The organism is Pseudomonas sp. SDI, assembly GCF_003105155.1.
Classification (GTDB): domain Bacteria; phylum Pseudomonadota; class Gammaproteobacteria; order Pseudomonadales; family Pseudomonadaceae; genus Aquipseudomonas.
The window spans coordinates 1-7,007 of record NZ_QETK01000057.1; the positions used below are offsets into that span (position 1 = coordinate 1).

Consider the following 7,007-nt stretch of genomic DNA (forward strand, 5'->3'; position numbering starts at 1 on the left):
TACCTGATGGTCGATGCGGCCGGCGTATTCGATCACGCCGTCGGCGCGGTAACGGGCCAGGTCGCCCGTGCGGTACAGGCGTTCGCCGTTGCCGAACGGACTGGTCATGAAGCGCTCGGCGGTGAGGCCGGGGCGACGGTGGTAGCCGCGAGCCAGGCCTTCGCCGCCCAGGTACAGTTCGCCGATGACGCCGACCGGGACCGGGTTCAGTTCCGGGTCGAGGATGAAGGTCGACAGGTTGGCGATGGGGTGGCCAATAGGCACGCCGTCGCGGCCTTCGTCGACGCAGGTCCAGTGGGTGACGTCGATGGCGGCTTCGGTGGGGCCGTAGAGGTTGTAGAGGCTGGCCTCTGGTAGCTTGGCAAAGACTTGCAGTTGGGCATCGACAGGCAATGCCTCACCACTGCAAATAATGCGTCTGACGCCACCGCCCCCTGTATCCTGCGAACGGCTGCGAAGCGCCAGCAAATCCGCTGAATGCGACTCTTGGCGAGCGCTGCGCGCTCGACCGCGGGACAAGCCCGCGCCCACAGAAGAGCCAGCTTCCATGGATTCTGGAAGGGACTGGAGGAAGACCTGGAGCATCGACGGGACGAAGTGCAGCGTGGTGACCTGATGCCGTTCGATCAGCTCGACCAGCTTCGCCGGATCGCGATGATCCCCCGGCGCCGCCAGTGCCAGCCGGGCCCCGGTCATCAACGGCCAGAAGAACTCCCATACCGACACGTCGAAGCTGAACGGAGTCTTCTGCAACACCGTATCACTGCCATCCAACCCATACGCCTGCTGCATCCAGCACAAGCGGTTGGTCAGCGCCGAGTGGCGGTTGCCTGCGCCTTTCGGTTTGCCGGTCGAGCCCGAGGTATAAATCACATAGGCCAGGTTTTCCCCGGTCACCTCAACATTCGGGTTATGCGTGGCATAGCCGTCCAACGGCTCTTCCAGCAGCAGCGTGGTCAGGGAAGCGGGAATCGGCAGCGCCTCCAGCAGATGCCGCTGCGTCAGCAACAGACGAATGCCACTGTCCTCGAACATATAGGCCAGTCGTTCCTCGGGATACTCAGGATCCAGCGGCACATACGCCCCGCCCGCCTTCAGCACCCCAAGCAAGCCCACCACCATGTCCAGCGAACGCTCGGCCGCGATGCCCACCAGCACATCCGGCCCAACCCCCGCCTCGATCAACCGATGCGCCAGCTGGTTCGCCCGCGCATTCAGCTCGGCATAGCTCAGTTCCACCTCACCAAACAGCAACGCCGGCGCATCGGGCGCCCGCTCCACCTGCGCCTCGATCAGCGCCTGCACGCTGCGCTGCAACGGGTACGCAGTGGCCGTGGCATTCCAGCCCTCTACAATCGCCCGGCGCTCATCCGCGTCCAGCATTGGCAGGTCCGCCACCCGCGTATCCGGTGCCGCGACAATCCCTTCCAGCAGGTTCAGCCAATGCCTGCCCATGCGCTCGATGGTCGACGCCTCGAACAGATCAGTGGCATACACCAGGTTCGCCGTCACGCCATCCGCCGACTCCACGGTTTCCAGCGTCAGGTCGAACTGCGCGGTGTGTCGCTCCCCGCTCAGCGACTGCACATTGAGCACCGCCTCGGCCTGCTCGGCCGCCTGCGCCTGGGCGCTGCCCTGGTGGTTGAACAGCACCTGGAACAGCGGGTTGTGGCTAAGGCTGCGCTCCGGTTGCAGGGCCTCGACCAGTTGCTCGAACGGCAGGTCCTGATGCGCCTGGGCGTCGATGGCTGCCTGCCGCACCTGCTGCAACAGCACGCGGAACGGCTGCTGCGGGGCGACCTCGGCCTTGAGGATCTGGGTGTTGACGAAGAAACCGATCAGCCGCTCGGTCTCGACCCGGTTGCGGTTGGCCACCGGCACGCCAACGCGGATATCGCCCTGGCCGCTGTAACGGTGCAACAAGGCCTGATACGAGGCCAGCAAGAGCATGAACACGGTGGCGTTTTCGCGCTGGGCCAGCTGCTTCAGCGCCTGGCTCAACCGCGCATCCAGGCGCAACGCATGCCGCGCACCACGGAAGCTTTGCTCGGCCGGGCGCGGATGATCGCTGGGCAGCGCCAGCACGCTCTGCTCACCGGCCAGCTGCGCCGTCCAGTAGGCCAACTGGCGCTCGCGCTCGCCGGCCTCCATCCAATGCCGCTGCCACAAGGCATAGTCGGCGTACTGGATCGGCAACGGCGGCAGCTCCAGGCGCAAACCACGGCTGTAGGCGCCATACAGCTGCACCAGCTCGTCGATCATCACCTGCATCGACGCGCCATCGGAAATGATGTGGTGCTGGGTCAGCACCAGCACGTGGTCGTCGGCCGCCACCTGCAACAGGCCAACCCGCAGCAGCGGGCCCCGCTGCAGGTCGAACAGGCGCTGGGTCTGTTCTTCGACAAACGCCTTGATCTGCAGCGCCTGGGTTTCGGCATCGGCAGCCAACGGGCGCTGTTCCGGGACGATGTCCAGGCTCAGCGTCGGCAAGATTTCCTGCCGGGTCTGCCCGTCATCCTCGACAAACCGCGTGCGCAGGCTCTGATGACGCTCGATCAGGCTGGCGAAGGCACCTTGCAGCGCCGCCAGGTCCAGCGCGCCACTCAGGCGCAGAGCCGCCGGGATGTGGTACGCCGTGCTCTGCGGGTCGAGCTGCCAGAGGAACCACTGCCGCTCCTGGGCGTAGGACAGCGGCAGCAGCTCGAACGACGACTGCACGTCGGGGATCGGCAGGTTGGCCGGGGATACCCCTTCCTCCAGCATCTTTTCCAGGTAGCGCCGGCGTTTTTCCAGCGGCAGGGTGATAAAGCGTTTGGCAATGTTCGAAGCGACAGACTTGTCCATCAGAAATCCTCCATCTCATCCAGCAGCGCTTCGAGCTTGCTCAATTTCGACGTATTCAAAGGTTTGGCCGTGGCTTCCAGTTGCTCGGCAAAGGCCTGCAACGTAGGGAAGCGGAACAGCAGTTGTGGCGTAAGGCTCAGGCCGAGTTCCAGTTGCAGGCGCGAAACCACGCTCACCACCGTCAGCGAATGGCCGCCCAGTTCGAAGAAGTCATCGCCCAGGCCGACCCGTTCCAGCTTGAGCACATCCCGCCAGATGGCCGCGACCTGCTGCTCCAGCTCGGTCACTGGGGCGATATAGGTGCGTTGCTGAAGGCTCGCGTCAGGTGCCGGCAGGGCCTTGCGGTCGAGCTTGCCGTTGGCGGTCAGCGGCAGCTGCTCGATGAAGATCAGTTGGCTTGGCAGCATGTAGTCCGGTAGGCCCTGACGCAGGTGCGCGCGCAACGGCTCGCGCAGCGTGTCGGCCTCCACGCCGGCCTTCGCCACCACGTAGCCGACCAGTTGCACCCCGGTGGCGCCGTTCAGCGCCAGCACGGCGGCTTCGGCCACCGCCGGGTGCTCCAGCAGGCTGGCCTCGATCTCGCCCAGCTCGATGCGGAAACCGCGCACCTTCACCTGCTGGTCGAGGCGACCGCTGTACTCGATCACCCCGTCGAGGCGATAGCGCGCCAGGTCACCGGTGCGGTACAGGCGCCCGCCTGCCGCATATGGATCGGGGATGAAGCGCGTGGCGCTGAGGTCGGCGCGGTTCAGATAACCACGGGCCAGGCCGGCGCGACCGATGTACAGCTCACCGATGCAGCCACGCGGCACCGGGTTCAGCTCACTGTCGAACAGGTACCAGGACAGGTCGTCGATGGGCGCGCCAATCGGGCTGCTGGCAGCGCGTTCCAGGTCGGCCAGGGTCAGTGGACGGTAGCTCACGTGCACGGTGGTTTCGGTGATGCCGTACATGTTGATCAGGCGTGGCGCGCTGTCGCCGAAGCGTTCGAACCACGGCCGCAGGCTTTTCACTTCCAGCGCTTCGCCGCCGAAGATCACCTGGCGCAGGGCGCCGCAGCCGACACCGGCGGGCAAGGCACAGGCGACGTGCATCAACTGCTTGAACGCCGAAGGGGTCTGGCTCAGCACGGTCACGCCTTCCCGGTCGAGCAGTTCGAGGAACTGCTGCGGCGAGCGGCTGACGTCGTGCGGGACAATCACCAGCTTGCCGCCGTACAGCAGCGCGCCGAAGATTTCCCACACGGAGAAATCGAAGGCATACGAGTGGAACAGGCTCCACACGTCGCTGGCATCGAAACCGAACCACTGCTCGGTGGCCTGGAACAGGCGCAGCACAGTGCGGTGTGGCAGCAAGGTGCCCTTTGGCTGACCGGTGGAACCCGAGGTGTAGATCACGTAGGCCAGGTTGGCCGCGCTCATCGACACGTCCGGGTTGTGCTCGGGCTGCCCCGCGCAGGTGCTGGCCAGATCGTCGAGCCGCAAGGTCTGCAATTGCGTCGGCACGTCGAGCGGGGCCAGCAGCTCGGCCTCGGCCAGCAGCAGGCTCAGGCCGCTGTCGCGGATCATGTAGTTGAGGCGCTCTTGCGGGTAATGCGGGTCCAACGGCACGTAGGCGCCGCCGGCCTTGAGCACGGCGAGCAGGGCCACCGGCAGGGCCAGCCGGCGTGCGCTGGCGATACCGACCAGCACGTCCGGGCCGACGCCACGGGCGATCAGCACATGGGCCAGCTGGTTGGCCTGGCGGTTGAGCTGCTGGTAGGTCAGGCTCTGGCCGTCGAGCACCACAGCGATAGCATTCGGTGCAGCGGCCACCTGAGCTTCGATTCGCTGATGCAGACAGCCGATATCCGGGTACTCGGCAGTGGCCGGGTTCCACTCGGCAATCAGCGCCTCGTGGCTGGCCGGGTCGAGCAATTCCAACGAGCACAGCGGCGCGTCGGCAGCGCCGATCATCTGCCGCAGCAGGTGCTGCAAGTGCTCGCCCAGGCGGGCAATGCTCGCCGCATCGAAATGCGCCTGGTCGTAGCTGTAATGCAGGCTCAGGCTCTCGCCCAGGCCAATGGCCAAGGTCAATGGATAGTTGGCCAGTTCGTGACGCGTCAGCGCGCCAAAACGCAGCTCATCCCCGCTGCCCTGTTGCAGGGCCTCCGACACTGGATAGTTCTCGAACACCAGCAAGGTATCGAACAACGCCCCACCACTGCGCCCGGCCCAGCGCTGGATCTCGAACAGCGGCGTGTGCTCATGCTCGCGCAGCGCCAGGTTCTGCGCCTGCACGTGCTGCAGCCAGTCGCCGATGCGCTGTTGTGGTTGTGGGCTGGCGATCACCGGCAGGCTGTTGATGAACAGGCCGACCTGTTGCTCGACCCCTTCCAGCTCGGCCGGGCGCCCGGCCACGGTGGCACCGAAGGTGACCGTGGACTGGCCGCTGTAGCGTTGCAGCAGTATCAGCCACGCCGCTTGCAGCACGGTGTTGACGGTGACTTTCTGCTGCCGGGCGAACTCGCCCAGCTGGCGGGTGCCGAGCGCATCGATGCGCTGATGCAGATCCGCCTGCCCCTGCCCTGGCTCGGCCAGCCCGGCCAGTGCCTGAACCAGCAGCGTCGGCTCGTCCAGCGCCGCCAGTTGCTGCTTCCAGAACGCTTGGCTGGCCGCAGCATCCTGCGCCTGGAGCCACTGGATATAGTCGCGCAAGCGCCCCGGCGCGCGCGGCACCGCTTGGCCGTGATAACGCTGCAACACTTCGCCGAGCAACTGCGAGCTGCTCCAGCCGTCCATCAGGATGTGGTGATGGGTGTAGATCAGGTGGTAGCGCTGCCCATCGAGCTTGACCAGTCGCAGGCGCAGCAGCGGTGCCGCGCTGAGGTCGAAGCCCTGTTCCAGTTCTTCAGCGGCAAGACGGTCGAGCGCGCCGTCGAGGTCGCTGCGGCCCTGCCAGTCGAGTTCGCCGAACGGCACGTGCAGCGCCTTGAGCAGCACCTGCACCGGCTGCTCCAGGTCGCCCTGCCAGACAAACGCCGTGCGCAGGCTGTCCTGCGCCTCCAGCGTGGCCTGCCAGGCGGCGCGGAAGCGGCCTGGATCGAGGCCTTCGACGTCGACCCGCAGCTGGTTCAGATAATCGCCAGCGCTCTGCTCGTAAAGGGTATGGAACAGCATGCCCTGCTGCATCGGCGACAACGGGTAAAGGTCCTCGATCTGCTGCGCCGGGAACGGCAGGCCGTCCAGCTGTGCCTGCGTCAAGCGGGCCAGGGGGAAGTCCGACGGGGTCACGCCGTGATGCTGCGGTGCCAGGCAGTGTTCGATCAGCGCTCGCAGTTCGCGGGCATAGTCGTCGGCCAGCGCCTGCACGGTGGCTTGGTCGAACTGCTCGCGGCTGAAGGTCCAGCCCAGGCTCAGTTGGCCGGCGTAGACCTGGCCATTGAGGGTCAGCCAGTTGCTCAGCGGCGCCTCGGCGCTCTGCCCGGCGCCGCCGCTCTCCCCGGCCGGAACGAACAGGCTGCCGTCGGCCTGGGTGAAGCTGCCGTCGAACTGGCCGAGGTAGTTGAAGGTGATACGCGGCACCGGCAGCGCTTGTAGCGCCGCGCGGCTGGCGTCGTCACCGAGGTAACGCAGGGCAGCGAAGCCGCTGCCCTTGTTCGGGATCGCGCGCAACTGCTCCTTAATCTGCTTGATCGACTCGCCGAGCTGCACCGCTGGCGACAGGCGCGCCGGGAACAGGCTGGTGAACCAGCCGACGGTGCGGGTCAGGTCGTGCTCGGCGAACAGCTCTTCGCGGCCGTGGCCTTCGAGCTGCACCAGCACCGCGTCGTCGCCGGTCCAGCGCGCGATCACCCGCGCCAGCGCGGTCAGCAGCAGGTCGTTGACCTGGGTGCGGTAGGCCGCCGGGGCGTCCTGCAACAACTGCCGGGTCAGGCCGGCATCGAGCTGCGAGTGCACGGTGTGGGCGTGGCGATTGTGCAGGCTGGCACCGGCCTTGGCGCCCGGCAGGTCGGCCTTGGCGCCGTGCAGTTGCTGCTGCCAGAAGCCCAGCTCGTCTTGCAGGGTTTCGCTGCGGGCATGCCGTTGCAGCTGTTCGGCCCAGGCCTTCACCGAGCTGGTCTTGGCTGGCAGCGGTTGCTGGCGGTAGGCGGTTTGCAGGTCTTCCAGGAGGATCCGCCAGGA

At 66.3% G+C, this 7,007-nt stretch carries 2 protein-coding genes; both read right to left on the bottom strand.

The genetic code is table 11. The annotated features are described in order from the left end of the window. The coding region (locus DCO48_RS22330; protein WP_256584148.1) for a condensation domain-containing protein at nucleotides 1-2,844 on the bottom strand (2,844 nt) is incomplete at its 3' end. Continuing rightward, the coding region (locus DCO48_RS22335) for a non-ribosomal peptide synthetase (RefSeq protein WP_116552779.1) at nucleotides 2,844-7,007 on the bottom strand (4,164 nt) is incomplete at its 5' end. The genes DCO48_RS22330 and DCO48_RS22335, both read right to left, overlap by 1 nt.